This is a genomic window from Variovorax sp. PBS-H4 (genome assembly GCF_901827205.1).
GTDB lineage: Bacteria > Pseudomonadota > Gammaproteobacteria > Burkholderiales > Burkholderiaceae_C > Variovorax.
Window position 1 is genome coordinate 1,011,454 of the sequence record NZ_LR594675.1, and the last position, 23,894, is coordinate 1,035,347.

The window sequence follows — 23,894 nt, forward strand, 5'->3', positions numbered from 1 at the left end:
CTTCACTCCGCCTTGATGTTGGCCACGCTCACCAGCCGCTCGATCCGTGCCCGTTCCGACGCGATGAAGCGCGTGAACTCGTCCGCCGAGCCACCCGCGGGCACTGCGCCCAAGTCGGTGAGCCGCTGCTTCGTCACCGGATCCTTCAGTGCCTGGTTCACCGCCGCGTTCATGCGATCGACGATCTCCACGGGAGTGCCGGCAGGATAGGCGAAGCCGAACCAGACGGACTCGACGTAGCCCGGGAGCCCGGCCTCGGCGGAGGTCGGCACATCAGGCAACTGCGGAAAGCGCTGCGCTGCGGCGATCGCGAGCACACGGACGCGCTTGCCCCTGATGTGGCCCATCGCCTCGGCAGTGTTCATGGGCATGTAGCTGATCCGGCCGCCGATCATGTCGGTGAGCGCGGGTGCCGCTCCCTTGTACGGTATGTGGCGCACGTCGATGCCCGCAAGCTGCCGGAGCGCCTCGCCCGCGAGGTGGGCTGAACTGCCGGACCCGGGGCTGCCGTACGTGAGTTCACCTGGGGCAGCTTTCGCCTTGCCCAGCAAGGCCGTCAACGAAGCGATGGGGGAATCGGCTGCGACGGCGACGAGCTGAGGTGCGGACGCGATGAGGACGATCGGCGCGAAGTCCTTCCGGCCGTCGAACGGCAAACCCGCGAAGAGCGCGTTGTTGGTGGCCAGGGAGTTGGCGACCAGGCCCAGCGTGTAGCCGTCGGGCTCGGCCCTGGCCACGTGCTGCATCCCGATATTGGAGTTGCCGCCTGGCCGGTTGTCGACGATCACGCTCTGGCCGAGGATGTCGCCCAGGCGCTGCCCCACGAGCCGTGCGACCGCATCGGTTGCGCCGCCGGGCGAGTACGGCACGACGATGCGCAGCGGCTGCTTGGCCGGCCATGTCTGGGCCCATGCGGCCATGGGAGCCACTGCCAGGCAGGCCAAGGAAAGAAGAGAGCGGCGAGTGATGGACATAATCATTTATTCAATCCAACGTTTGAATAAATGTAGGTCACTTTGGCCGCGCTGATATTGGCGTTTCTACGGATGCTTGGCGAACGCGGCGCGGAGGAGGGACGCGCCTACCCCGCGGCTGCGGCGAAGCCGCTTTGCATGAAGCGGACGATGCGGCGGATGCCTGCTTCCACGTCAGGCTCCTCCTCGGGGGTCATGGACGCGTAGGCGGCCGGCAGCCGCTGCATGCGCTCGATGCCGCCCATGGCGTAGATGATTCCGCCCACCATGAGGTTGTAGCGCCACACGATCTCGAGCAGGGGAATGCCAGGCAACTGGTGCTGCAGCGCCAGGATGAAGCGGCTTCGGACCGGCTCGTAGTAGCGGCCGAGGAATTCGGTCTCGCCAGGCATCGAGAACACGCGCGACAGGAACTGCATCACCACCAGGCCGGAATTCCCCTTTGCACTGGTGCCGGTCAGCCGCATCGGCGGCTCGACGAAGGCGCGCACGACGTGCTCCAGCGTCACAGGTGGCTGGGCCAGGGCGGCATCGAGCAACGCCAGCCGCTGTTCGTTCAAGGGGACGACACGCCGTTTGAACATCTCCTCGAAAAGCTGGGCCTTGCCGCCGAAGTGGTAGGTGATGGCCGCGATGTTGACTTGCGCCGCATCGCTGATCGCGCGGATCGAAAGGCTTTCGAACCCTCCTTCGGCACAGAGGCGTTCTGCCACGTCCAGGATCTGTATGCGCGTCTGCTCACCAGATGTATTGGGGCCGCGCTTAGTGGGTGCCGGGGTGGGCTGGGGTGTTGGCATGGGTCGCGTTCCGAGGGTTGGGACATTCTAGGCACCCCCATTGCACGCCTCCGCTTGATCAGCTATATTAAAACGATCGTTTGGATAAAACAGGATGAAAAAACCTACCATCATCACGTGCGCCGTCACGGGCGGCGACGACACGGCTGGGCGCTTCGCGGCGATTCCCGTGACGCCGGGGCAGATCGCGGATTCCGCCGTCCAGGCCTGCAACGCAGGCGCAGCCATCGTCCACATCCACGTGCGCGACCCTGAGACTGGCAAGCCATCGCTCGATGTGGCGCTCTACCGCGAAGTCGTCGAACGCATCCGCGACAGTGGTTCGCAGGTCATCGTGAACCTGACGACCGGGGCGGGCGCCCGGTTGCTGCCGGACAACCACAAGCCGAACACCGCTGCGGCGGGATCGAACCTGCGCACGCCCGAGGAGCGCTGCGCGCACATCCTGGCCCTCAAACCCGAGGTCTGCACGCTCGACATGGGTTCGCTCAACTTCGGCAAGGGAGTCCTGGTCAATGTGCCGGCGCACATCGAAACGATCGCGGCCGTCATCCGGGAGGCGGGCTCCAAGCCGGAGCTCGAGGTCTTCGACACGGGCCATGTGGAGCTCGCAAAGCACATGATCGACCGTGGCCTCATCCCGCAGGATCCGCTGTGGCAGGTGGTGCTCGGGGTTCCCTGGGGCGCGCCGGCGAATCCCGAAACCATGATGCATTTCAGGAGCCAGTTGCCGTCCGGTGCGAAGTGGGCAGCGTTCGGTATCGGCAGGCACGAGTTTCCGATGGTGGCGCAGGCTGCATTGCTCGGCGGCCATGTGCGGGTCGGCCTCGAAGACAACCTGTACCTGTCGCGCGGCGTGGAAGCCACCAGCAATGCGCAGCTCGTCGAGAAGGCGGTCCGCGTGCTGGAATCGCTCGACATCGAGGTCGCCACGCCATCGCAGGCCCGCGCGCAGCTGGGGCTGCGCCCTGCCTCCTGAGACGCGATATGGCGCGCGTGGCCCTGGCCCAGCTCGAACCGGGCCCCGATCTCGATGCGAATCTTGCGGAGGTGGCCAGGCTGGCTCGCAAGGCTGCGGACCAGGGCGCCAGCTGGATTCTGCTTCCGGAATATGCGACGTTCCTGCATGGCTCGCGTACGGAGATGCGGCACGCAGCAGAGCGCGCAGAGTCCGTGCTGGACGCGATCCGCGCGCTTGCCGCGAGGCATTCCATCTGGGTGCTGCTCGGATCGATGGTCGTGCCCAACGGCGACAAGATGTCGAACCGGTCGCTGCTGCTGGACAGCAACGGAGACATTGCCGCGAGTTACGACAAGCTGCATATGTTCGATGTCGAACTGGCCGGAGGTCGCAGGATTCTCGAGTCCTCCGCCTATGCGCCCGGCAACGAAGCAGTCGTCGTGGCAACGCCTTTTGGCAAGGTGGGCCTCTCGATCTGCTACGACCTTCGGTTCCCGGGCCTGTACCGCCGCCTGGCGCAGGCCGGCGCTGAAGTCATCGTGGTGCCTTCGGCATTTGCGACGGCAACGGGCCCTGCCCATTGGCGTCCTCTGCTGACCGCCAGGGCGATCGAGAACACGGCCTTCGTTCTGGCGCCCGCGACATGCGGCAGCAGCCCGGGCGGCCGCAGTACGCACGGCCGCACACTTGCACTCGATCCGTGGGGCAACGCGATGGGCGAACTCGAAACGGAACCCTCCGCGCTGCTGTTCGTGGACCTGGACCTCGGTCTCGTGGAAGAAGTGCGCCGGCAAATTCCCAGTCTCCGCGCCGACCGCGCATTCAACGTCCGCGAGATTTCTCCCTCATCCCAGACAACGAAGGCTCCGCCCATGTCCTCCAGTTCCGAAGTACCGATGCCAGACGTCGCCGAGCAAGCACCTGCGCTGCGGTCGCACTATCTCGACGTCCCGCAGATGCCATGGCAGCCGACGCAGTTCGACGGCATCGAGATGAAGATGCTCTACTCGGACAAGGTCACCGGTATGTCGACGATCCTGTTCAAGATGGCGCCGGGGGCCGTTGTGCCGCTGCACGAGCACACGGCGATCGAGCAGACGTACGTGCTCGAGGGGCAACTCGTCGATGCCGAAGGCAGTGCCGGCCCCGGGGAGTTCGTGTGGCGTCCGGGTGGGAACATCCACGTGGCACATGCGCCGGAAGGTGCCGTTTTCCTGTCCGTGTTCATGAAGCCTAACCGGTTTGCGGCTGGGACAAAGTTCTTCACGGAGTAGGCATGTTTCCCCTTCCACAGGCTTTCAGGGAGACCGAGATGTCAAGGGCCGACGGACATCGACTTGGACGACCTCTTGCCCTCGCGCCCCAGGGACACGCCACCGGCGCGCCATGGCTTTGACCGGTGGACCCAGGTACGGGCCCACGATGTCGCGCCTTGTCGATGAACATCGGGTCGGTGGACAGTTTGAAAGTCTCTTGCCGGTGCGGTGCAGACCGAAGGCATGCCAGATGCGCAGCGCAGTGTTCCGCCTCATGACACTCGCCAGCGCTGCCCTGCAGATCAGGGCAACTCGGCCGACGGCATGCGCGCCGCAATGGTGGCTGCGCGGCCGGCAAGATAGGCCGATTGGGACCGCCGCTCGAAGAACTTCGGGCTCGGCAGCATCACCGCCAGTCGCGCGGCCTCCTGCGCGCCGAGCCGCGACGCCGGTTTCCTGAAGTAGTGCTGCGCAGCAGCTTCGGCGCCGAAGATGCCCTCTCCCCACTCCACGTTATTGAGGTAGATCTCGAGGATGCGCTGCTTGTCCAGCAGCAGTTCCAGTGCGATGGCGAGCAGCAGTTCCTGGCCTTTGCGCAGCAGCGTGCGCTCGCCCGACAGCAGCAGGTTCTTCGCGAGCTGCTGCGTGATGGTCGAACCGCCACGCAACTGCACAGGGCGCGGCTCCTTGCCGCGCGCGCGCATCTGTGCGGCGCGCCGGGCGGCGATCTGCTCGGCCTTGGCGTTGCGCTGGCGCGCACGCTCGATCGCCTCCCACTCGACGCCGTTGTGATAGATGAACTCGCTGTCCTCGCTCGCGATGACGGCGCGCTTCAGGTTGTCCGCGATCTGGGCATACGGCACCCATTGCTGTCTCCAGTCCCGTCTGCCATTGCTGCGCCCCTCGGTCGCGAGCTGCCAGGCCTCGGAACGCTGGAAGGCGGTGGACTGTGGATCGATCATCGCCATCACGGCGATGCGCCCGATGAAGAAGACCTCGAGTGCCAGCGCCGCGAACAGCAGGCACAGCACCCAGCGCAGCAGGGCCTTCACTTGCCGTCGACCACCGCGCGCAGTTCGGCGAGCACCTGCGCCGAGGGAGGGCGCACGCCACGCCAGAAGGCGAAGGACTCGGCCGCCTGTTCGACCAGCATGCCCAGCCCATCGCGCGCCACGGCGCCATGTTCGCGGGCCCAATCCAGGAAGGCGGCGGCCGCGGGCCCGTACATCATGTCGACGGCCAGGGCGCCGCTGCGCAGCACGCGGACCGCCACCGGCACTTCGCCCCCAGCGAGACTGGAGGCAGTGCCGTTCACCATGATGTCGAACTCGCCGGGCACGGACTGCAGTTCGTGGGCCTCGAGCGTGATGCCATGCTGCAGCGCAAGCGCCGCATGGTGCCGCACCAGCGCGATCGCCTTGGCCAGCGTGCGATTGGCCACCACCACGCGGCGCGGACCGGCTTCCAGCAGCGGCCCCAGCACCCCGGCGGCGGCCCCGCCGGCGCCCAGCAGCAGCAGCTCGCGGCCCGCCACTGCGACGCCTGCGTGCTGCGTGATGTCGGCCACGAGCCCGGCGCCGTCGGTGTTGTCGCCGTGGATGCCGTCTTCGTCGAAGCGCAGCGTGTTGACGGCGCGGGCCAGCATGGCGCGCGGGCTCAGGTGCTGGGCGAGCGCTGCCGCCTCGAACTTGAAAGGCACGGTGATGTTGCAGCCGCGCGCCCGGCCGGCCGTCTCGGCACGAAAGGCCGCAACAGCCGCCTCGAAGCCGTCGAGCGGCACCAGTCGCCGGCCATAGTCCAGCGCCTGCCCGGTCAGCTCGGCGAAGCGCGCGTGAATCCATGGCGAGCGGCTGTGCTCGACCGGGTTGCCCATCACGCAGTAGAGATCCATGGTGCCTCGCTCGCTCACTGCTTGGACGACGAGGAGACCTGCGCTTCGAGCGTCTCGTCGCGCGTGAACTTGAAGCGCGAGGGCAGCACGATCTGGTCGGTCTGCCGCCGCATCGCATCCGTGAACTTGCCGAAGCTGCCGATGCTGCGCACGATGGCCTGTGCGCGCCGGTCGAGCGTGGCATTGCCCGAGCCTTCGATGACCTCGGTGCCGAGGATCGCGCCGTCGAAGTTGACGGTCACCATCATCGTGAGCTCGCCGTAGAGCTTCTTGCCTGCCAGCTCCGGGAAGTTCGCGGTGCCGCGCGCCTCGATCTTGCGGCGCAGTGCGTCGACGTACACGGCATAAGTGGCTTCGCGCGTGGCAGGGCTGAGGTAGCGCTTCTTGGGGCGTGCGTTCTCCTCGTTCACCCGGCGCTCGATCTCGGCCAGGATCTTGACCAGCTGGCGCCGCTTTTCCTCGCGCGCCGCGTTTTCGCTGGGATTGCCCTGGTGGCGCGGGTCGGGCAGCGGCATTGCGGCGAGCTGCTCCTTGATCTGCGCCAGCAGCAGCATTTGCTGGGCCTGCATGGCCTCGACCTGGCGCTGCGCGTCTTCCATCGAATCGCCGATGGTGGTGAAGGTGGAGGGCGGCAGCGGGCTGGTGGCGCGGCCGCGATCGAGGTCGCCGCCGCCGGCCAGCGAGCTCTGGGCAATGGCCATGGCTTTCTCGGGACGCTCGTTGGTCTTGGCGTTGACCAGTATCACCTCCAGCGGCGTCTCGGTGAAGACGCGGTTGAAGGACTCGGGATCGGCGAAGCGAAACGCGAGCAGCAGGGCGTGCGCGGCAACCGAGATGCCGAGCGCAAGTTGCAGGCTGCTCAGGTCGCGCAGGTTCATGCAGGCGCCTTCTCGGGCGAAGGCGCCTCGTCGCTGTCGGCGAGGTCCACCGCAATGGCGATCGGCCCGGCGACTTCTTCTTCGTCGCCTTCTTCTTCGGCTACTGCTTCGGCCGGTGCGGTATCGAGGCGTTCGATGACGGTGCCGTGCACGTCGAGCGCGATCTCGTCGACTTCGCCGAGTTTCACGCGCACCCGGGCGCCGCGCGCGAGCCCCTGGGTGCCGGTGACCTGGAACACCAGTGGCAGTGCGTCGGCACGGGCCAGGGCGCCGTTGGGAACGTCCTTGATCAGCGTGGCGTCGAGCTCTGCGATGCCCTCCTGCTCCAGGTACTTGAGCGTCCAGAAGCGTTCCATGGCCCCCTGGTGTGCGTTGTAGGCGGCATAGGCGGCATCGAAGCCCGAGAGGATTGAGAACAGATCGGCATCCTTGGGCTTGAAGGGCGCTGCCAGCGCGGCGGTCTTGCCGTGGCGCGCGGCCGCGATGATCTGCCATTGGTTCACCAGGTCGGTGTAGCGGCGCAGCGGAGAGGTGCTCCAGGCGTAGCTCTTCACGCCCAGCCCGGCATGCGGAAGCGCCTTGGTGCCCATGCGCACCTTGATGCCGGGTGCCAGGCTGGCCTGGCTGCGGTAGAGCGCCGGCACACCGAGTTCGCCGAGCCAGCTGCCCCAGCTGCTGTTGGCCAGGATCATGGCCTCGGACACGATCAGGTCCAGCGGCGCGCCGCGCTGCCGCGTCGTGATCTGTACCTGCTCGTCACCGGCGGGCTCGCCCTGCACCTCGGGCAAGCGGAAGTTGTAATCCGGCCGGTTGAAGCTCTCGGGCTTGCCGCGCACGACCTCGCGCTGCGCCTTCAGCTGCCTGGCAAGCCGGAAAAGAAAGGACAGCGGCTCGCGCAGCCGGGTGGCCACCTCGGGTGTGCCCGCGGTCGTGACCGAAGCGTCTTCGAGCCACGCCTGGGTGATGAAGCCGTCGAGCTGGTCGTGCCGCAGGTTGGCCACGACGGGCACGCGCTCGAGGCGGGTCTCAGTGGTCTTGAGCGCCAGCGTGGCTTCGTCGAACTCGGCATAGAGCGAGACGGCCGGGCAGTCGCGGCCCTCCTGCAGGGTGTAGGTTTCGACCACATCGTCGGGCAGCATGGTGATCTTGTGGCCCGGCATGTAGACGGTGGACATGCGCGCGCGTGCCACCTGGTCGATCGGGCTGCCCGGTGCCAGCGCGAGGGCCGGCGCCGCGATGTGGATGCCGACCCGGACCGTGCCGCTGCCGAGGCCGGTGACCGAAAGCGCATCGTCGATCTCGGTGGTGTGCGAATCGTCGACCGAGAAGGCCTGCACTTCGGCGCGCTGCAGCTCGTCGGCAATGGCGGGTGCCTTGAGCGCGGGAAAGCCGGTGCCCTTGGGAAAGTTCTCGAATAGAAAGCGGCGCCAGTGGAACTGGTAAGGCGAGTCGATGGCACCGGCGCGCTGCAGCAGTTCGAGGGGCGGGCGCTGCGTGGCGCGCGAGGCCTCCACCACGGCCTTGTACTCGGGCGCGTTCTTGTCGGGCTTGAAGAGGATCTTGTAGAGCTGCTCGCGTACCGGCGGCGGGCACTCGCCAGCGCCGAGTTGCGCGGCCCACTCGGCGATCTGGGCCTGTACCTGCTTCTTCTTCTCGATGGCGGCGAGTGCCTGCTGCACGATTTCGGCCGGCGCTTTCTTGAAGCGGCCCTTGCCGGCGCGGCGGAAGTAGTGCGGCGCCTCGAACAGCGCCAGGAGCGAAGCGGCCTGCTGCGCCAGAGCGGGGGGGTCCTGAAAATAGTCGCAGGCCAGCTCGGCAAAGCTGAATTCCCCTTCGGGCGCGAATTCCCAGGCCAGGTCGAGGTCCATGCCGGCGGCGAGCTCGCGGGCTTCATCCAGCAGTTGGGTCGGCGCCGGCTTTTCGAAGCGCAGCACGACGTTGGCAGCCTTCACCTTGACGCGCTTGCCGGAATCGAGCTCCACCTGCGCGGAGGACTCCGCCTCCGACAGGACACGGCCGCCCAGGTATTTGCCGGCTTCCTCGAACAATACAAACATGGGGCGGATTGTCCCATGCGTGGGAGGGCGTTGGGCCTCGCTGGAGTGCCTTCGCCTTGGGCGGGCGAATGGCCGCGGGCGGCCGGGCGGCGCTCAGGCCGGGTCGACGAAGTCGATGACGTCGTCCAGGTGGCAACGCTCGAAATCGGAAAGGGCGTGGTCCCCGCCCTCCAGCAGCTTGATGCGGCTGCCTGGATAACGGGCCGACATCTCCCGCCAGTCCAGCAGCTCGTCGCCTTTGGCGATGACGGCGAAGACCTGTTCCGGCCGGGGCAGCGGGCCGACGTCCAGCACACGCAGCTCGTCGATGTACTCGGGGCGGAAATAGAAATGCTCGGCCGGATCGTGCCACGCCGTCTGATCGCCGATGTAGTTCGCCAGGTTGCGCGCCGGGTCGACGGCCGGGTTCAGCAGCACCGCGCGGCAGCGCGTCTTGCCGGTCACGTAGGTGGCGTAGTAACCACCCAGCGAGGAGCCGACCACCGCCATGCTGTCGCGTGGCCATTGCGCGATGCCCCGCATGATCAGGTCGATGGCCTGGCGCGGCGAAGGTGGCAGCTGCGGGCACCACCAGTGCATCTGCGGGTGCCGCTCGCGGACGCGCTGCGCCATCTGGCGCGCCTTGGTCGACTGGGGCGAGGAGCGGAAGCCGTGGAGGTACAGCAAGTGGGTGGTGCGCGCGGAGTTCATGCCTTTGTCGCAATTGAGCACAGTCGGTGCGCCGGCGATTGTCCGTCAAGCTCGCGCAGGGCAGCACTGCGCGGATAATCCGCGCCCATGTCCGCCGTGTTCCACCAGCCGTCCCTCGCGCGACGCATCGCGCCCGTGTTCCAGGGCTTCGACGGCTTTCTCGCCTTCGCGGTGCTGCTGCTGGCCTGTGCCGGACTGCTGACCATGTACTCGTCCGGCTACGACCACGGCACGCGCTTCATGGATCATGGCCGCAACATGCTGCTGGCCGGCTTCATCATGTTCGTGGTCGCACAGGTGCCGCCGCAGCGGCTGATGTTCTTCGCCGTGCCGATCTACGTGGTGGGTGTTGGGCTGCTGGTTGCGGTGGCGCTGTTCGGCATCACGAAAAAGGGAGCGACCCGCTGGATCAATGTCGGGATGGTGATCCAGCCCAGCGAAATCCTGAAGATCGCCATGCCGCTGATGCTGGCCTGGTGGTTCCAGCGCCGCGAGGGGCAGCTTCGGCCGCTGGACTTCGTGGTGGCGACGGTGCTGCTGGCGGTGCCGGTAGGCCTCATCATGAAGCAGCCCGACCTGGGCACCGCGTTGCTGGTGCTGGCAGCCGGCCTGTCGGTGATCTTCTTTGCCGGCCTTCCATGGAAGCTGATCGTTCCGCCGGTGATCCTCGGAGCGATCGCGGTGTCCTTGATCGTGGGCTTTGAATCGCAGCTGTGCGCCGACGGCGTGGACTGGCGCGTCCTGCACGACTACCAGAAGCAGCGCATCTGCACGCTGCTCGATCCGACCAAGGACCCGCTGGGCAAGGGCTTCCACATCATCCAGGGCATGATCGCCATCGGCTCCGGCGGGGTGGGTGGCAAGGGCTTCATGCAGGGCACGCAGACGCACCTGGAGTTCATTCCGGAGCGCACCACCGACTTCATCTTCGCGGCCTACTCCGAGGAGTTCGGCCTTGCAGGCAACCTGGCGCTGATCGCGGCGTTCATCTTCCTGATCTTTCGCGGGCTGGCCATCGCGATGGACGCGCCCACGCTGTTCTCGCGCCTCCTGGCCGGAGCGGTGACAATGATCTTCTTCACCTATGCGTTCGTGAACATGGGCATGGTGAGCGGCATTCTCCCGGTGGTGGGCGTGCCCTTGCCCTTCATCAGCTATGGCGGCACTGCGATGGTCACGCTGGGGTCGGGGCTGGGCATCCTGATGGCCATCGCGCGGGCCAAGCGGCTGATGCAGAGCTGAGAAGCGCATTCAGGTCTTCCGAGCATCATCAGGGGTGCGAGCCTAGAATCCCTCGATGATCTCCCGCGAACCCACCCTCGAGCGCCTCGCCACGGCGCAGCAGCTCCTGCTCACGCCCTTCGGCCTGGACGAATCGCACCTGCTGCGCGCCCTGTCCGAGATCACCGCCCACAAGGTGGACGACGCCGACCTCTATTTCCAGTACACCCGCAGCGAAGGCTGGAGCCTGGAAGAGGGAATCGTGAAGACCGGCAGCTTCAGCATCGACCAGGGCGTGGGCGTGCGCGCCGTGAGCGGCGAGAAGACGGCCTTCGCCTACTCCGACGACATTTCCGAGGCCTCGCTGCTCGATGCGGCACGTACCGTGCGCACCATTTCCGCCGCCGGGCGCAACGGGCGCGTGAAGGCGCCGACACGCAAGATCGCGACCAGCCGCTCGCTGTATCACGGCGTGGATCCGATCTCCACACTCGACAGCGCCGCCAAGGTCGAGCTGCTGGGCAAGGTCGAGAAGCTCGCGCGCTCGCGGGATCCGCGCGTGGCACAGGTGATGGCAGGCCTGGCGAGCGAGTACGACGTGGTGCTCGTGGCGCGGGCCGACGGAACCCTGGCTGCCGACGTGCGGCCGCTGGTGCGCCTCTCTGTCACGGTGATCGCCGAGCAGAACGGCCGCCGCGAGGTGGGTTCGGGCGGCGGGGGCGGACGCTTTGGCCTCGCCTACTTCGACGAGGCGCACATTGCCGAGTACGTCGACCAGGCGGTCCAGCAGGCGCTGACCAACCTGGATTCGCGTCCGGCGCCGGCAGGCGAGATGACCGTGGTGCTCGGCCCGGGCTGGCCCGGCATCCTGCTGCACGAGGCGATCGGCCATGGGCTGGAGGGCGACTTCAACCGCAAGGGGTCGAGTGCCTTCTCCGGCCGCATCGGCGAACGCGTGGCCGCCAAGGGCGTGACCGTGCTGGACGACGGCACCATCGCCGACCGCCGCGGCTCGCTCAACGTGGACGACGAGGGCAACGCCACGCAACGCAACGTGCTGATCGAGGACGGCATCCTCAAGGGCTACATCCAGGACTCTCTCAACGCGCGCCTGATGAAGGTCAAACCCACCGGCAACGGCCGCCGCGAGAGCTATGCCCATGTGCCGATGCCGCGCATGACCAACACCTACATGCTCGGCGGCGACAAGGTGCCCGAGGAGATCGTCGCCAGCATCAAGAAGGGACTCTACGCCACCAACTTCGGCGGCGGGCAGGTCGACATCACCAGCGGCAAGTTCGTGTTCTCGGCCAGCGAAGCCTACTGGGTGGAAAATGGCAAGATCCAATACCCCGTGAAAGGCGCGACCCTGGTCGGCAATGGTCCGGACGCACTGACGCGCGTCACGATGATCGGCAACGACATGGCGCTCGACTCCGGCGTGGGCACCTGCGGCAAGGAAGGCCAGAGCGTGCCGGTCGGGGTGGGACAGCCCACCCTGCGCATCGACGGCCTGACCGTGGGCGGCACCGCCTGAGGCCTTTGCGCAACAGGTCTTTTCATCTTCCTGTGCTACATTGCGCCCCTATGTCTTCGCGCGTTGCGTTCTTCTTTTCGTACTTTTGGTTCCCGGACTCCGGCGGACGAGAGGCGAGCGCGTAAAGCACACTGAACACCCCTCCCAGAACCGCCGGCGCCTCGAGCCCCGGCGGTTTTTTTATGCCCCGATGATTTTCATCTTTCGAAGGAACGAACCATGAGCACGAGCAACGTCCCCGCCACCGAGAACTGGTATGCGAGCGTCGAGAAAACCAGCCGAACCGACGACGAACGCATCAAGGACATCACCGTGCTACCCCCTCCCGAACACCTGATCCGCTTCTTCCCGATCCGCGGCACGCCGGTGGAGACGCTGATCACCGGCACCCGCCGTGCCATCCACAACATCATGAGCGGCAAGGACGACCGGCTGCTGGTGGTGATGGGGCCGTGTTCGATCCACGACCCGGACGCCGCGCTCGAATACGCCCGGCGCCTGAAGGCCGAGCGCGAGAAGTACGCCGGCACGCTGGAGATCGTGATGCGGGTCTACTTCGAGAAGCCGCGCACGACGTTGGGCTGGAAGGGGCTGATCAACGACCCCTACCTCGACGAAAGCTTCCGCATCGACGAAGGGCTTCGCATCGCGCGCCAACTGCTGATAGAAATCAACCGGCTCGGCCTGCCGGCCGGCAGCGAGTTCCTCGACGTGATCTCGCCGCAGTACATCGGCGACCTGATTTCCTGGGGCGCGATCGGCGCGCGGACCACCGAGAGCCAGGTGCACCGCGAGTTGGCCTCGGGACTGTCGGCCCCCATCGGCTTCAAGAACGGCACCGACGGCAACATCCGAATCGCCACGGACGCGATCCAGGCAGCGGCGCGCGGACATCACTTTCTGTCGGTGCACAAGAACGGCCAGGTCGCGATCGTGCAGACCAACGGCAACAAGGACTGCCACGTCATCCTGCGCGGCGGGAAGGCGCCCAACTACGATGCGGCCAGTGTGGCTGCCGCCTGCAAGGACCTGGAGGCCGCCAGGCTTGCGCCGATCCTGATGGTGGACTGCAGTCACGCCAACAGCAGCAAGCAACACCAGAAGCAGATCGAGGTGGCCCAGGACATCGCGGGGCAGATTGCCCACGGGGGGCGCAGCATCTTCGGCCTGATGGTCGAGAGCCATCTGAGCGCCGGTGCCCAGAAATTCAGCGCCGGCAAGGACAGTGTCGCGAACCTCGAATACGGCAAGAGCATCACCGATGCCTGCCTGGGCTGGGACGACTCGGCGCAGGTGCTGGCGCTCCTGTCGGAGGCTGTCAAGGCACGCCGCGGCTGAAAGCGCCTGCCGGGCGCTTCAGATCAGCTCGGCCAATGCGGGCCAGTGGTGGCGCAGCAGCGCCGCCTCGTCGCCGTCGGGCTGCATGAAAGAAAAGTCGTTGAAGTCGAAGCCAGGGCCCACGGTGCAATTGACCAGCGTGTAGTCGGCGCTTGCCGGCGTCACCAGCGGCTTTGCCGCCTGCCAGCGGCCGGCCGTCACCGTGTGTTGCGGATGGGTTCCGTGCACGTCGACCGGACCGAGCCGGACATGCGCCGGCGGCGTTCGCAAGGCCGCATCGGTGGTCCACAACGCCAGCGGCGCACCCTCGAGGTGGACCCAGACCTCGTCGGAGAGCACGCGGTGCCAGCGTGAATGCTGCTGTGCCTCGAGCAGGAAGTAGATGGTGGTGAGCGCCTGGCGCGGCGTGCGCCCGTCGGCCGGCGAGACCTGCGTGGCAGAGCGAAACACCTCGCGGTACCAGCCGCCTTCGGGATGCGGTGCCAGCTTCAGCGTGTCGATCAGTTCGTGTGCGCGCATCCGCTCATTCTGCCGCGCGCAGGGCCGAAAGGAGCTTTTCGTGCACGCCACCGAAGCCGCCGTTGCTCATGCAGACGATATGGTCGCCAGGTTGTGCAGCAGCCACGATCTGTGCGACCAGAGGCTCGATGGAGCCTGCCACGCGAGCGCGTGCGCCCATTGGCAGCAGCGCGGCCACTGCGTCCCATTCGAGACCGCCGCTGTGGCAAAAGGCCAGGTCGGCCTGCTCCAGGCTCCACGGCAATTGAGCGGCCATGGTGCCCAGCTTCATGGTGTTGCTGCGCGGCTCGAACGCAGCCAGGATGCGCTCGCCGCGATGACCGCCGGCGTCGAGCTTGTTGCGAAGGCCTTCCAGCGTGGTGCGGATGGCCGTCGGGTGGTGGGCAAAATCGTCGTACACCGTGATCGGGCCACCCGGCCGATCGACCGTTCCGCACACTTCCATGCGTCGGCGCACGTTGCGAAAGCTCGCCAGCGCAGCAGCTGCTTCGGCCGGCGCCACGCCCACATGTTCCGCGGCGGCAATGGCGCCTAGGGCGTTCATCTGGTTATGCAACCCCGAGAGCGCCCACTCGACGCGGCCGACCCGTTCGCCTCGCCGAAGGATGTCGAAGGCGTCGTGCGTTCCGCGCGCTTGCCATTCGCCGCCGCCGCCGAAGCGTGCCAGCTCGCTCCAGCAGCCTTGGGCGAGCACGCGCTGCAGGCTGTCCTCTGTCGCGTTGACCACCACGCGGCCGCTGGCCGGTACCGTGCGCACCAGGTGGTGGAACTGCCGCTCGATCGCAGGCAGGTCGTCGAAGATGTCGGCGTGGTCGAACTCCAGGTTGTTCAGGATCGCCGTGCGCGGCCGGTAGTGGACGAACTTGCTGCGCTTGTCGAAGAATGCGGTGTCGTATTCGTCGGCCTCGATCACGAATGTGGCGCCCGCGTTTGCCCATCCGTGTGCCGCATTGCCGACCTTGGAAGCGCTTGTTGGCTCGAGGCGGCGCGGCGCTGCGCTCGTGCTTCGGATGCTGCCTCCCAGCCGGGCGGAGACGCCGAAATCCAGCGGCACTCCGCCCACCAGGAAGCCCGGCGAGTGGCCTGCACGCTCGAGGATCCATGCCAGCATGGAGGTCGTCGTGGTCTTGCCATGCGTGCCGGCCACGGCCAGCACATGCCGGCCCTGCAGCACTTCTTCGGCCAACCACTGCGGTCCGCTGGTGTAGCGCGCGCCGGCGTCGAGGATCGCTTCCATCAGCGGGAACTTGGGCGTCCCGTCAGCAAGTCGGATGCGCGACACCACGTTGCCGATCACGAAGACATCCGGCGCCAGCGCCATCTGGTCGGCGCCATAGCCTTCGATCAGCTCGATGCCGAGGGCGCGCAACTGGTCGCTCATCGGCGGATAGACGCCGGCGTCGCAGCCGGTCACCCGATGGCCGGCCTCGCGCGCCAGCGCTGCCAGACCCCCCATGAAGGTGCCGCAGATGCCGAGGATGTGAATGTGCATCGGCCGATTCTAGGGATCACCCGAAGGCGGCTCTTCTGCACGCGCCCGCCTTTGTGCAAAATGGGTCGATGGACGTGCCCAAGCAGGAAATCGCCGCCGCCGCAGCCCGCCTCATCGTCGAGGAGGGGCTGGAGTACGGCCCGGCCAAGCGCCGCGCGCTGCGCGACCTGGGCCTTCCTGCGCGCACCCCGCTGCCTCACAACGACGAGGTCGAGAGCGAGGTGCGCGACTACATCCGGCTCTATTGCGCCGACACGCAGCCCAAGGAGCTGCATGCCCTTCGCATGCTCGCGCTCGAATGGATGGAGCACATGGCGCAGTACAGGCCCCACATCGGCGGCGCCGTTTGGCACGGCACGGCAACGCGGCTGTCAGACATCTATATCCAGCTCTTCTGCGACGACTCGAAGTCGGCGGAAATCACGCTGATCGACCACCATGTCGACTACGAGCCGCGCATGGTGACGGGCTTCCACGGCGAGCAGGTCGAGGCGCTGAGCATCCATGTGGCGAGCCGCGCCTTGGGCGAAGAGATCGGCGTTCATCTGCTGATCTACGACCTCGACGATCTGCGAGGCGCCCTCAAACCCGATGCCCAGGGGCGTGTGCCCAGGGGCAACATGGCTGCGCTGCGGCGGCTGATCGAAAAGGAAAACGGATGAATCCGAGGCCTACGCGCCGCAGCTGGCTCTACGGAGGCGTTGCCGCCGCGGCGGCCATCGCCGGCATCGGAGGTGCGGTGTGGCACCGGCGCGCCGATGGTGGCGCGGAGCGGCTGGACGGCGCTTTCTGGAGTCAGCGTTTCGAACGGCCCGAAGGTGGAGAGCTTGTCTTCGAGACAATGAAAGGCAGGCCCCTTCTCATCAATTTCTGGGCCACCTGGTGTCCGCCTTGCATCGAAGAAATGCCGATGATTGACGCCTTCTTTCGCGAAAATGCGTCGAATGGGTGGCAAGTCGTGGGATTGGCAATCGACCAGCCGAGCGCGGTGCGCAAGTTTCTTGGCAAAACTCCGGTGAGCTACCCCATCGGATTGGCCGGCCTGCAAGGGACCGAACTCGTCAAGGGCCTAGGGAATACGGCAGGCGGCTTGCCCTTTAGCGTGGTGGCGGACGCCGCAGGTACTATTGCGGCTCGTAAAATGGGCAAGATCGAGCCTGCCGACCTCCAGACGTGGCGGCGGGCATAGTTCACAGCTAGAATCGGTCTCCCCAATCGGCCACTTGGCGACTGAACGCCGAAGTAGGCCGATTTTCTCGTGAGTTAAGTCCTCATGGCCGGCAATGCCGGCGCTGGAGTTCCATGGATCTGCGCAAGCTCAAGACACTGATCGACCTGGTGTCCGAATCGAATATTTCCGAGCTGGAAATCACTGAAGCCGAAGGCAAGGTCCGGATTGTGAAGGCTGGGGCAGCGGCACCCATCCAGTACGTGCAAACCGTCCCTGCTCCTGCGGCAGGGCCTGTCACCGGCGCCGCTCCGGCGGGTGCTGTTGCTGCGCCCCCTGCTGCAGCCCCTGCGGCGGAGGCAGGGCCGACCGGTCATGTGGTCAAGTCACCCATGGTCGGTACCTTCTATCGCTCCTCGAGCCCGGGCGCACCGGCCTTCGTCGAAGTCGGCAGCCAGGTGAAGGAAGGCGACACCGTCTGCATCATCGAGGCGATGAAGATCCTCAACGAAATCGAAGCCGACAAATCCGGCACCGTCACACAGATCCTCGGCGAAAACGGTCAGGCGGTCGAATATGGCCAGCCGCTGTTCGTCATCGAGTGACCATGTTCAAGAAGATTCTGGTCGCTAACCGCGGAGAGATTGCCCTGCGCGTTCAGCGCGCTTGCAGTGAATTGGGCATCAAGGCGGTCATGGTCTATTCCGAGGCCGACCGCGAAGCCAAGTATGTAAAGCTGGCGGAAGAAGCGGTCTGCATCGGCCCGGCGCCGTCCTCCCAGAGCTACCTGAACATGCCCGCCATCATCTCGGCTGCCGAGGTGACGGATTCCGAAGCCATCCACCCCGGCTACGGCTTCCTGAGCGAGAACGCCAACTTCGCCGAGCGCGTCGAGCAGAGCGGCTTCCAGTTCATAGGTCCCACGCCCGAGTCGATCCGCATCATGGGCGACAAGGTATCGGCCAAGCAGACCATGCTCAAGGCCGGCGTGCCGTGCGTGCCGGGCTCGGAGGGCGAGCTGTCCGATGACGCCGCGATCAACAAGCGGATTGCGCGCGCCATCGGCTATCCCGTCATCATCAAGGCGGCGGGTGGCGGGGGCGGTCGCGGCATGCGTGTGGTTCACACCGAGGCAGCGCTGGTCAACGCGATCCAGATGACCAAGGCGGAGGCCGCTGCGGCCTTCAACAATCCCTCGGTCTACATGGAGAAGTTCCTCCAGAACCCGCGCCACATCGAGATCCAGGTGCTGGCCGACAAGCACAAGAATGCGGTCTACCTGGGCGAGCGCGACTGCTCGATGCAGCGGCGCCACCAGAAGGTCATCGAAGAATCGCCCGCGCCCGGCATTCCGCGCAAGCTGCTCGAGAAAATTGGCGAGCGCTGCGCCCTGGCCTGCAAGAAGATCGGCTACCGGGGCGCCGGCACCTTCGAATTCCTTTACGAGAACGGCGAGTTCTATTTCATCGAGATGAACACGCGCGTGCAGGTCGAGCACCCGGTCACCGAGTTCACCACCGGCATCGACATCGTGAAGACGCAGATCATGGTCGCGGCCGGCGAGCGGCTGCCGTTCACGCAGCGGCAGATCGAGATGCGCGGCCACGCCATCGAGTGCCGCATCAACGCCGAGGACCCCTACAAGTTCACGCCGTCGCCCGGCCGCATCACGATGTGGCATCCACCGGGCGGCCCGGGGGTGCGGGTGGATTCCCACGTCTACACCAACTACTTTGTACCGCCCAACTATGACTCGATGATCGGCAAGATCATCGTGCACGGCGACACCCGCGAACAGGCGCTCGCGCGCATGCGCACGGCGCTGAACGAGACCGTGGTGGAAGGCATCCAAACCAACATTCCGCTGCACCGCGAGCTGATGGTGGATGCCAAGTTCATGAGCGGCGGCACCAACATCCACTACCTCGAAGAGTGGCTCGCAGCCCACAAGCGCTGAGCGGGGCCGTCCCATGTTCGAACTTCGCCTGCTCGTTCCGGAGGACCGTGTCGAGACGCTGAGCGAAGCTCTCGAGGCGCTCGACGCGCTGAGCGTCTCGGTCGAGGACGCGGACGCCCAGACCGATGCCGAGCAGGCGCTGTTCGGCGAACCGGGCATGCCGCCGCCGAAGGAGGGCTGGCAGCGTTCCCGGGTGATCGCTCTCTTCGCTGACGAGGCGCAGGCGCGCGAGGCGGCCGCCGTGCTGGCCGCGCAGGATTTCTTCGACGGTTGCCAGCTGCTGGGCCTGGCCGACGTGCCCGAGCAGGACTGGGTGCGGCTCACGCAATCGCAGTTCGCTCCGGTCGAGATCACGCCCGAGTTCTGGATCGTGCCCACCTGGCACGAGCCGCCGGCGGGGGCGCGGCAGGTGATCCGGTTGGACCCGGGCCTGGCCTTCGGCACCGGCACGCATCCGACCACGCGCATGTGCCTGCGCTGGATCGCGTCCGGCGCAGCCATGGGCGGCAAGCGCGTGCTGGACTACGGCTGCGGTTCCGGCATTCTCGCGATCGGCGCGGCAAAGTTCGGCGCTGCCGAGATCGATGCGGTGGACATCGACGAGGCCGCGGTCGAAGCGACCCGCCTCAATGCCGAGGCCAACGGCGTGCAATTGAAGGCCGGCCTGAGCGAACTCGCCCGTGGTCGCTACGACGTCGTGCTCGCGAACATCCTCGCCACGCCGCTCAAGGTGCTGGCGCCTCTCCTGTGCGAGCATGTGGCGGCGGGCGGCGCGCTGGTGCTGGCCGGCATCCTCGAGCGCCAGGCCGACGAGCTCAAGCTGGCTTATGCGCCCTATGCCGCGCTCGAGGTGAGCGACACCGAGGACGGCTGGATCCTCATGACCGCAACGCTCTGAGTCCGCCCGCCGCCTTCGGACCCAGCGCCAATACAATCGGCGCCTCATGAGCCTGGTCACCCGCTGCCCTGCCTGCGGCACCACCTTCAAGGTGGTGAGGGACCAGCTTCGCATCTCAGAGGGCTGGGTCCGCTGCGGCCGCTGCAGCGAAGTCTTCGATGCGACGCTCGACCTGCATGAGTCCCCGACCGTTGCACCCAAGGTGGTCGCGCCGCTCGAAGCAGCGGCAGGCACGCCCACTCCAGCAGTGCCCCCGGTCCAGGCCTTGCCCGCGCAGGAGCAGGCCGAGGCGCCCGCGGAGCCGCCGGCATCTCAAGCGCCGTGGGAGCCCGAGGGGCCGGTGCGTAAATTCGATCTTCCTTCCTTCACCGGTGTCGCCGCGGACGAATCTTGGCCCGAGAGCGCGGCGCCAATCGCCGAAGCAGCTGCCGATAAGGTGCCGCCATACCCTTCCCTTTCGCCATTTCCGAGCATCGACTTGAACTTGGCGGCCGCGCCGCGCATCAGCAGCGAGGTGCGTCCAGAGAAGCCGGCGCCGCTCGAGGCGACGCCGGTACCTGCAAGAACCGCGGAGGAGGACGCAGCGAACGTGCAACTGCAGAAAGCCCTGCGCCGCGCGCGCGCCAAGTCCGCCAAGATCGCTCGCGCGAAGGCGCGGGGAGAAGAGCGGGCCGCGCGCGAATCGGCGCCGGTGGTACTGGCAGCTAGCGAGCCGGACTCCGTGCTCGACTCCCCGCGTGGGCTGCCCCGCTTCGCAGCGGCCGCGGCCGGGGGCGCAGCCTTCTGGCAACGCACGGGTGTGCGCCGCGCCTCGGTGGGCATGGCTGTGTTCGCCGCGGTCCTCCTTGTCGTTCAGGTGCTGCATCAGGAGCGCGACGCGATTGCTGCGCGGCAGCCTTCGCTGCGCCCGGCGCTCGCGGCCTTGTGCGGACTGACGGGCTGCGAGCTTTCGGCGCCGAAGCAGATTGCCGACATCACGATCGATGGCGCCTCCTTCGCGCGCGAGAAGGGCGGCGACGCCTACAGGCTGAACTTCACCTTGCGCAATGGCGCGCCGCTCCCGCTCGCGATGCCCGCCATCGAGCTGTCCCTGCTCGACACCCAGGAGCGTGCGGTGGTGCGGCGCGTCCTCATGCCCGCGGAATTCGGCGCGCCCTCCGTGCTACCGGCGCGCGCCGAGCGGACGGCCTCGCTGCCGCTCGCGCTCACCGGCTCCGAGGCGGCGGCCCTGCCGCCGGTGGCAGGCTTTCATCTGCTGGCCTTCTATCCCTGAAGCGGCGCTTTTATCTTTTTTCTTCTCTCAATTCAACCGGCGGTTCATCCATGGCAGCAGTGATTTGCGGTTCTCTCGCGTTCGACACGATCATGACCTTCGAGGGCCGGTTCGCCGATCAGATCCTTCCTGATCAGTTGCACATCCTCAACGTGTCCTTCCTGGTTCCCGGCTTGCGGCGCGACTTCGGCGGCTGCGCCGGCAATATCGCCTACAGCCTCAACGCGCTGGGCGGCAGGGCATTGCCGATGGCGACCGTCGGAAGCGATGGCGGCGACTATCTGGAGCGGCTGCGCTCGCTCGGCATCAGCACGGAGTTCGTGCGGCAGGTGGACGACAGTTTCACCGCTCAGGCCATGATCATGAACGACCGGGACAACAACCAGATCACCGCCTTTCATCCCGGGGCCATGCAGCAGGCGCACATCACGACGGTGACAGCGCGCGACGATATCCGGCTGGGCATCGTGGCGCCCGACGGACGCGAGGCGATGCTGCAACACGCGGAGCAGTTCAAGTCGGCCAACATTCCCTTCGTTTTCGATCCGGGCCAAGGCCTCCCGATGTTCGACGGCGAAGCGCTGCGGCATTTCGTGGAGTTGGCGAACTGGGTGGTGGTCAACGACTACGAGGGAAAGATGCTCTCGCAGCGCACCGGCTGGAGCATTGCCGAGATCTCCGAGCGCGTGCAGGGCCTGGTCGTCACTCTGGCGGCCGAGGGCTGCGAGGTGTGGACCCGAGGCGAGCGCGAGCACGTGCTGGCCGTCAAGCCGACCGCAGTGGTCGAGCCCACGGGCTGCGGCGATGCCTGGCGCGGCGCGCTGCTGTACGGGCTGGAGCAGGGTTGGCCGCTCTCGCGCTGTGCCGCTCTCGGCAATCGTCTTGGCGCACTCAAGATCGCGCAGCGCGGGCCGCAGAACTATCAGGTGGATCGCCAGTCGCTCGGACTCTGAGCCTTGATCTGAAATAAAAAAAGCCCGGCACCGAAGTGCCGGGCTTTTGCCTTCAAGGCTGCTGAGCGACTCAGGGCTTGCTGGCCGTGGGGAACGGCCAGGCTGCCTGGGGGTTCAGCGTCGTTTGCGCTGCAGGTGCAGGCGTTACGGCGGCCTTGGCGGGCGCTTTCGCGGCCTTCTTGGCAGCAGGCTTTTTCGCTGCTTTCTTGGCGGCGGGCTTCTTGGCTGCGGCCTTTTTCGCGGGGGCCTTCTTGGCAGGAGCCTTCTTCGCTGCGGCCTTTTTCGCCGGCGCCTTCTTGGCTGCCGCCTTCTTGGCAGGAGCCTTCTTCGCTGCGGCCTTCTTTGCCGGTGCCTTCTTGGCCGCTACCTTCTTGGCAGGAGCCTTCTTCGCTGCGGCCTTCTTCGCCGGTGCCTTCTTGGCCGCTACCTTCTTGGCAGGAGCCTTCTTCGCTGCGACCTTCTTGGCCGGTGCCTTCTTGGCAGCAGCGACCTTCTTGGCCGGAGCCTTCTTTGCAGCGGCTTTCTTAGCCGGCGCTTTCTTTGCAGTTGCCATTTCTCTTTTCTCCTTGATCAAGTTGAAAAAATCAACCTTTGAAGCACTCCACGCATGTTGGTCATCGCGAAGCGATTCATGGCGTTGGATCGAGCTCCAGCGCCATGAACACCTGTGCCATCACCGCCGCCGCACTCTCCGGTGCATGTCGACGGTGATGGCTATTCTTGAATCCATTTTTCTTGTCGGAACTATTCAATCCCAGGAAAGCGCACCACCCGATTGATACTCGATCACCCGGGTCTCGAAGAAGTTGCGCTCCTTCTTCAGGTCAATCATTTCGCTCATCCAGGGGAAAGGGTTTTCCTCATTCGGGAAGAGCGTTTCCAGGCCAATCTGCTGTGCCCGCCGGTTGGCGATGTAGCGCAGGTAGCCCTTGAACATGGAGGCATTCATGCCGAGGACGCCGCGGGGCATGGTGTCTTCGGCGTAGCGGTACTCGAGTTCAACGGCCTTCAGGAAGAGGGCCTTGATCTCCGCCTTGAACTCCGCGGTCCAGAGGTGGGGGTTCTCGAGCTTGAGCTGGTTGATCAGGTCGATGCCGAAATTGCAGTGCATCGACTCGTCGCGCAGGATGTACTGGTACTGCTCGGCGGCACCGGTCATCTTGTTCTGGCGGCCCAGCGCGAGGATCTGCGTGAAGCCGACGTAGAAGAACAAGCCTTCCATCAGGCAGGCGAAGACGATCAGCGACTTGAGCAGCGTCTGGTCGTTCTCGTGCGTGCCGGTGTGGAAGTTCGGGTCGCTGATGGCGTCGATGAAGGGGATGAGGAACTGGTCCTTCTCGCGGATCGACGGCACCTCGTTGTAGGCGTTGAAGATTTCGCTCTCGTCCAGGCCCAGCGACTCGACGATGTACTGGTAAGCGTGCGTGTGAATCGCCTCCTCGAAGGCCTGGCGCAGCAGGAACTGGCGGCATTCGGGGGCCGTGATGTGGCGGTAGGTGCCCAGCACGATGTTGTTGGCAGCCAGCGAGTCGGCCGTCACGAAGAAGCCGAGGTTGCGCTTGACGATTCGGCGCTCGTCCTCGCTCAGGCCGTTCGGGTCTTTCCAGAGCGCGATGTCGCGCGTCATGTTCACTTCCTGCGGCATCCAGTGGTTGGCACAGGTGGCGAGGTACTTCTCCCATGCCCACTTGTACTTGAACGGCACCAACTGGTTGACGTCCGTCTGGCCATTGATGATGCGCTTGTCGGCCGCCTTGACGCGGCGTGCGGCAGGCATGGCGGGCGCCGGCTGCTGCGTGCGGGCGACAGCGCCATCATCGAGCTTGCGCGGAAGGGAAGCGAGGGCGGGCGCTGTTTGCGAAGTCGGATGCTCCATCGAGCGGCTGGCTTGCGCGTCGCTGCTCGATGGTTGCCGCATGCCTTGTTGCAGATCCTTTGGCAAGGAGGGCTTGACTTCTTCGTCCCAGGTCAACATAGAAAAATCCAATGCTCAAATTATGTGAGCAACGATGTGAGTTGCAAAGTGCTCTTCAC

23 protein-coding genes are annotated in these 23,894 nt (G+C 66.0%); 12 read left to right on the forward strand and 11 right to left on the reverse strand.

The genetic code is table 11. The features are described from left to right. Nucleotides 1-2 precede the first annotated feature (2 nt). Both E5CHR_RS04835 and E5CHR_RS04840 read right to left on the reverse strand, forming a co-directional pair. Entirely contained in the window at nt 3-920 is a 918-nt protein-coding gene (locus E5CHR_RS04835) for a tripartite tricarboxylate transporter substrate binding protein (RefSeq protein WP_232061957.1), read from the reverse strand. Nucleotides 921-1,081: 161 nt separating this feature from the next. Then, the gene (locus tag E5CHR_RS04840) at nt 1,082-1,687 is read right to left on the reverse strand and encodes a TetR/AcrR family transcriptional regulator (protein WP_232061958.1); all 606 of its coding nucleotides are present in this window, start codon (nt 1,685-1,687) and stop codon (nt 1,082-1,084) included. Between the two features lie 178 nt (nt 1,688-1,865). On the opposite strand from E5CHR_RS04840, the gene E5CHR_RS04845 reads away from it, so the two are divergent. Beyond that, nucleotides 1,866-2,750, forward strand: a complete 885-nt coding sequence (locus E5CHR_RS04845; protein ID WP_162578630.1) for a 3-keto-5-aminohexanoate cleavage protein — start codon at nt 1,866-1,868, stop codon at nt 2,748-2,750. Between the two features lie 8 nt (nt 2,751-2,758). Beyond that, nucleotides 2,759-4,006 carry a nitrilase-related carbon-nitrogen hydrolase gene (locus E5CHR_RS04850; protein ID WP_162578631.1) on the forward strand — a complete coding sequence of 416 codons (1,248 nt, stop codon included), beginning with the start codon at nt 2,759-2,761 and terminating at the stop codon, nt 4,004-4,006. Nucleotides 4,007-4,290: 284 nt separating this feature from the next. Here E5CHR_RS04850 and mtgA read toward each other — a convergent pair whose 3' ends face one another. The 5 genes from mtgA to E5CHR_RS04875 form a co-directional block, all read right to left on the reverse strand. After that, nucleotides 4,291-5,040, reverse strand: coding sequence for a monofunctional biosynthetic peptidoglycan transglycosylase (gene mtgA / locus E5CHR_RS04855; protein WP_162578632.1), 750 nt, complete (start codon nt 5,038-5,040; stop codon nt 4,291-4,293). Continuing rightward, nucleotides 5,037-5,879, reverse strand: a complete 843-nt coding sequence (aroE, locus tag E5CHR_RS04860; protein WP_162578633.1) for a shikimate dehydrogenase — start codon at nt 5,877-5,879, stop codon at nt 5,037-5,039. The genes mtgA and aroE overlap by 4 nt, the downstream gene beginning before the upstream one ends. A gap of 14 nt (nt 5,880-5,893) precedes the next feature. Then, nucleotides 5,894-6,757 carry an energy transducer TonB gene (locus E5CHR_RS04865; RefSeq protein WP_162578634.1) on the reverse strand — a complete coding sequence of 288 codons (864 nt, stop codon included), beginning with the start codon at nt 6,755-6,757 and terminating at the stop codon, nt 5,894-5,896. Then, nucleotides 6,754-8,814 carry a ribonuclease catalytic domain-containing protein gene (locus E5CHR_RS04870; protein ID WP_162578635.1) on the reverse strand — a complete coding sequence of 687 codons (2,061 nt, stop codon included), beginning with the start codon at nt 8,812-8,814 and terminating at the stop codon, nt 6,754-6,756. Before E5CHR_RS04870 ends, E5CHR_RS04865 begins: the two co-directional genes overlap by 4 nt. A gap of 93 nt (nt 8,815-8,907) precedes the next feature. Next, on the reverse strand, nt 8,908-9,504 hold the full coding sequence (locus E5CHR_RS04875) for a YqiA/YcfP family alpha/beta fold hydrolase (RefSeq protein ID WP_162578636.1): 597 nt from the start codon (nt 9,502-9,504) through the stop codon (nt 8,908-8,910). 87 nt (nt 9,505-9,591) lie between these two features. Here E5CHR_RS04875 and rodA point away from each other — a divergent pair, with 87 nt between their 5' ends. The 3 genes from rodA to E5CHR_RS04890 all read left to right on the forward strand — a co-directional run bounded on the left by rodA (nt 9,592) and on the right by E5CHR_RS04890 (nt 13,600). Beyond that, on the forward strand, nt 9,592-10,746 hold the full coding sequence (rodA, locus tag E5CHR_RS04880) for a rod shape-determining protein RodA (protein WP_162578637.1): 1,155 nt from the start codon (nt 9,592-9,594) through the stop codon (nt 10,744-10,746). Between the two features lie 55 nt (nt 10,747-10,801). After that, nucleotides 10,802-12,262, forward strand: coding sequence for a metalloprotease TldD (gene tldD / locus E5CHR_RS04885; RefSeq protein WP_162578638.1), 1,461 nt, complete (start codon nt 10,802-10,804; stop codon nt 12,260-12,262). A 219-nt stretch (nt 12,263-12,481) separates the two neighbouring features. Then, nucleotides 12,482-13,600: a 3-deoxy-7-phosphoheptulonate synthase gene (locus E5CHR_RS04890; protein WP_162578639.1), complete on the forward strand. Its 1,119-nt coding sequence runs from the start codon at nt 12,482-12,484 to the stop codon at nt 13,598-13,600. Nucleotides 13,601-13,618: 18 nt separating this feature from the next. On the opposite strand, the gene E5CHR_RS04895 is transcribed toward E5CHR_RS04890, so the two are convergent. Both E5CHR_RS04895 and mpl read right to left on the reverse strand, forming a co-directional pair. Beyond that, complete coding sequence (locus E5CHR_RS04895) at nt 13,619-14,119, reverse strand: cupin domain-containing protein (protein ID WP_162578640.1); 501 nt, start codon at nt 14,117-14,119, stop codon at nt 13,619-13,621. A 4-nt stretch (nt 14,120-14,123) separates the two neighbouring features. After that, complete coding sequence (gene mpl / locus E5CHR_RS04900; protein ID WP_162578641.1) at nt 14,124-15,611, reverse strand: UDP-N-acetylmuramate:L-alanyl-gamma-D-glutamyl-meso-diaminopimelate ligase; 1,488 nt, start codon at nt 15,609-15,611, stop codon at nt 14,124-14,126. Nucleotides 15,612-15,679: 68 nt separating this feature from the next. On the opposite strand from mpl, the gene E5CHR_RS04905 reads away from it, so the two are divergent. From E5CHR_RS04905 to E5CHR_RS04935, 7 genes are all read left to right on the forward strand, one after another. Further along, nucleotides 15,680-16,273, forward strand: a complete 594-nt coding sequence (locus tag E5CHR_RS04905) for a hypothetical protein (protein ID WP_162578642.1) — start codon at nt 15,680-15,682, stop codon at nt 16,271-16,273. Continuing rightward, entirely contained in the window at nt 16,270-16,800 is a 531-nt protein-coding gene (locus E5CHR_RS04910; RefSeq protein WP_162578643.1) for a TlpA family protein disulfide reductase, read from the forward strand. Before E5CHR_RS04905 ends, E5CHR_RS04910 begins: the two co-directional genes overlap by 4 nt. A 113-nt stretch (nt 16,801-16,913) precedes the next feature. Further along, entirely contained in the window at nt 16,914-17,384 is a 471-nt protein-coding gene (gene accB / locus E5CHR_RS04915; RefSeq protein WP_162578644.1) for an acetyl-CoA carboxylase biotin carboxyl carrier protein, read from the forward strand. Nucleotides 17,385-17,386: 2 nt separating this feature from the next. Continuing rightward, the gene (gene accC / locus E5CHR_RS04920) at nt 17,387-18,736 is read left to right on the forward strand and encodes an acetyl-CoA carboxylase biotin carboxylase subunit (RefSeq protein ID WP_162578645.1); all 1,350 of its coding nucleotides are present in this window, start codon (nt 17,387-17,389) and stop codon (nt 18,734-18,736) included. 13 nt (nt 18,737-18,749) lie between these two features. Further along, nucleotides 18,750-19,634, forward strand: coding sequence for a 50S ribosomal protein L11 methyltransferase (prmA, locus tag E5CHR_RS04925; protein ID WP_162578646.1), 885 nt, complete (start codon nt 18,750-18,752; stop codon nt 19,632-19,634). A 46-nt stretch (nt 19,635-19,680) separates the two neighbouring features. Next, nucleotides 19,681-20,907: a DUF3426 domain-containing protein gene (locus E5CHR_RS04930; protein ID WP_162578647.1), complete on the forward strand. Its 1,227-nt coding sequence runs from the start codon at nt 19,681-19,683 to the stop codon at nt 20,905-20,907. Nucleotides 20,908-20,957: 50 nt separating this feature from the next. Then, nucleotides 20,958-21,860: a carbohydrate kinase family protein gene (locus tag E5CHR_RS04935; protein WP_162578648.1), complete on the forward strand. Its 903-nt coding sequence runs from the start codon at nt 20,958-20,960 to the stop codon at nt 21,858-21,860. Nucleotides 21,861-21,930: 70 nt separating this feature from the next. Here E5CHR_RS04935 and E5CHR_RS04940 read toward each other — a convergent pair whose 3' ends face one another. Beyond that, the gene (locus E5CHR_RS04940; RefSeq protein WP_162583570.1) at nt 21,931-22,413 is read right to left on the reverse strand and encodes a histone H1-like DNA-binding protein; all 483 of its coding nucleotides are present in this window, start codon (nt 22,411-22,413) and stop codon (nt 21,931-21,933) included. A 195-nt stretch (nt 22,414-22,608) separates the two neighbouring features. Beyond that, nucleotides 22,609-23,835 (reverse strand): ribonucleotide-diphosphate reductase subunit beta, encoded by a 1,227-nt coding sequence (locus tag E5CHR_RS04945; protein WP_162578649.1) that lies wholly within the window; start codon nt 23,833-23,835, stop codon nt 22,609-22,611. Nucleotides 23,836-23,894 lie beyond the last annotated feature (59 nt).

Coding starts and splice junctions, on each gene's coding strand:
- mpl (WP_162578641.1), bottom strand. CDS start 15,611: ATGCACATTCACATCCTCGGCATCTGCGGCACCTTCATGGGGGGTCTG.
- E5CHR_RS04870 (WP_162578635.1), bottom strand. CDS start 8,814: ATGTTTGTATTGTTCGAGGAAGCCGGCAAATACCTGGGCGGCCGTGTC.
- E5CHR_RS04835 (WP_232061957.1), bottom strand. CDS start 920: ATGGCCGCATGGGCCCAGACATGGCCGGCCAAGCAGCCGCTGCGCATC.
- E5CHR_RS04905 (WP_162578642.1), top strand. CDS start 15,680: ATGGACGTGCCCAAGCAGGAAATCGCCGCCGCCGCAGCCCGCCTCATC.
- E5CHR_RS04875 (WP_162578636.1), bottom strand. CDS start 9,504: ATGAACTCCGCGCGCACCACCCACTTGCTGTACCTCCACGGCTTCCGC.
- E5CHR_RS04930 (WP_162578647.1), top strand. CDS start 19,681: ATGAGCCTGGTCACCCGCTGCCCTGCCTGCGGCACCACCTTCAAGGTG.
- prmA (WP_162578646.1), top strand. CDS start 18,750: ATGTTCGAACTTCGCCTGCTCGTTCCGGAGGACCGTGTCGAGACGCTG.
- E5CHR_RS04910 (WP_162578643.1), top strand. CDS start 16,270: ATGAATCCGAGGCCTACGCGCCGCAGCTGGCTCTACGGAGGCGTTGCC.
- E5CHR_RS04850 (WP_162578631.1), top strand. CDS start 2,759: ATGGCGCGCGTGGCCCTGGCCCAGCTCGAACCGGGCCCCGATCTCGAT.
- E5CHR_RS04865 (WP_162578634.1), bottom strand. CDS start 6,757: ATGAACCTGCGCGACCTGAGCAGCCTGCAACTTGCGCTCGGCATCTCG.
- E5CHR_RS04945 (WP_162578649.1), bottom strand. CDS start 23,835: ATGTTGACCTGGGACGAAGAAGTCAAGCCCTCCTTGCCAAAGGATCTG.
- rodA (WP_162578637.1), top strand. CDS start 9,592: ATGTCCGCCGTGTTCCACCAGCCGTCCCTCGCGCGACGCATCGCGCCC.
- E5CHR_RS04845 (WP_162578630.1), top strand. CDS start 1,866: ATGAAAAAACCTACCATCATCACGTGCGCCGTCACGGGCGGCGACGAC.
- tldD (WP_162578638.1), top strand. CDS start 10,802: ATGATCTCCCGCGAACCCACCCTCGAGCGCCTCGCCACGGCGCAGCAG.
- E5CHR_RS04895 (WP_162578640.1), bottom strand. CDS start 14,119: ATGCGCGCACACGAACTGATCGACACGCTGAAGCTGGCACCGCATCCC.
- E5CHR_RS04940 (WP_162583570.1), bottom strand. CDS start 22,413: ATGGCAACTGCAAAGAAAGCGCCGGCTAAGAAAGCCGCTGCAAAGAAG.
- accC (WP_162578645.1), top strand. CDS start 17,387: ATGTTCAAGAAGATTCTGGTCGCTAACCGCGGAGAGATTGCCCTGCGC.
- E5CHR_RS04935 (WP_162578648.1), top strand. CDS start 20,958: ATGGCAGCAGTGATTTGCGGTTCTCTCGCGTTCGACACGATCATGACC.
- accB (WP_162578644.1), top strand. CDS start 16,914: ATGGATCTGCGCAAGCTCAAGACACTGATCGACCTGGTGTCCGAATCG.
- aroE (WP_162578633.1), bottom strand. CDS start 5,879: ATGGATCTCTACTGCGTGATGGGCAACCCGGTCGAGCACAGCCGCTCG.
- E5CHR_RS04890 (WP_162578639.1), top strand. CDS start 12,482: ATGAGCACGAGCAACGTCCCCGCCACCGAGAACTGGTATGCGAGCGTC.